The organism is Alkalitalea saponilacus, assembly GCF_900168165.1.
Taxonomy (GTDB): domain Bacteria; phylum Bacteroidota; class Bacteroidia; order Bacteroidales; family Marinilabiliaceae; genus Natronoflexus; species Natronoflexus saponilacus.
On sequence record NZ_FUYV01000077.1, the window covers coordinates 1 to 1,532 of the forward strand.

The following is a 1,532-nucleotide window of genomic DNA, read 5'->3' on the forward strand; positions in this document are numbered from 1 at the left end:
CGTTTCTGGCTGAGTAATCAATTTTATCTTTGGAATTTTCATTTTATCAATCTTTTCGTAGTTGCAAGGTCTCTTTTTTAATTAACCACAACGTATCTGTGTATGACCAGTGGCTTTTTGCGGGCTGCGTCCTTGTCCGCCGTTAAAAAAATTGAGGCGGGGCAGGAGGGTTACTATTAAGCGGAATAAAAGCCATTGGTTATACACACCGTTAGCTTTAGTAATTATTTCAACCATTCAGTAAAATTATCCATATTAATCAATTCAAAAGAAGCATTTGGATATGCACTTTTCCATTGTGTCGGTATTTTTACTTTGTCTTCTTTCCATTTAAATTCATAACCAAACAATGAACCGTCTCGTTCTTCTACCCAATCAACTTCTTGTTGCTCATATGTTCTCCAAAAATAATTATTCGATGAAAGTCTTTTGTATTCTTGATATTTTAACCTTTCACTAATCATATAATTTTCCCATAAAGCCCCAATGTCATTTCGAGATTCAATGGGATTAAAATTTGCAATCACAGCATTTCTAATTCCATTGTCAAGAAAGTACCACCGTGAATTTTTAGTTATTTCTTTTCTTAAATTCCTACTAAATCCCTCAACTTTATGAAGTATAAATACTTTATTTAACAAGTCCAAGTACTTTTCAACAGTATTCTTACTTATTCCTAATTGATTTCCTAATTCTTGAAGAGATACTTCTCCGCCGATTTGAAAAGCAATCAGACGTAATAGATTGAATATTTTCTGTGAATTCTTAATGTTTTCATAAACTAAAATGTCTTTCAGTAGATATGAACTAACCATTTCGTTTAAGTAATCAATTTTGTCTTCCCTGTCAGGCAACTGCAATAACTCAGGATAATTCCCAAAAATCAATCTTTCCCTTACTTTGTCAACTTTGGAAATACTATTTTCAACTTGGTTGTATTCATTTTCAGATAAAGCAAATAAGTTAAACGAATATTTTCTACCTGTTAAAGGTTCTCCAGTATCTTTGTGAATATCAAATGATGAAGAACCTGAAATAATAACTTTAAGTCCATCAATTTCATCAATCATTAGTTTCAGCTTTGAGCCTATTTCTGGTATTTTTTGTGCTTCATCAATGTAGAGCAATTTGTATGAACCCAAAATCTGTTTATAGTTTTCTACACTTCTAATTGCAAGCTTGTCATGAACGTTAATATCCTCTCCATTTAAGCTTAGTACAGGTTCATTTACTTGCTTAAGTATTTCTTTAACAAGTACTGTTTTTCCAACTCTACGAGCTCCAAAAACTATTACAACCTTATTAGATTGCAATTTCTTTATTATACTCTCAGATAAGTCTCTGACTAAATATTTCATAATACCGTCATTTGTTTGACGCAATTTACTAAAATTACATTGAAGTGTCAAATATGTAGTTCGCTCAGATTATTAAAGCTAACGTCCATGTTTATGAGCCGTGCGTCTCAGAATTTTCTTCCATCGGTTCGAAAATTTCCCGCATGGCTTATAAACACTGTTAGGGGGCTTTCC

Annotated in this window: 1 protein-coding gene; it reads right to left on the reverse strand. The window is 32.4% G+C overall.

Annotation, left to right across the window (positions count from 1 at the left end; all coding sequences use genetic code 11):
- Positions 1-224 precede the first annotated feature (224 nt).
- Entirely contained in the window at positions 225-1,358 is a 1,134-nt protein-coding gene (locus tag B5X70_RS17675; protein WP_079559227.1) for an ATP-binding protein, read from the reverse strand.
- Between the last annotated feature and the right edge of the window lie 174 nt (positions 1,359-1,532).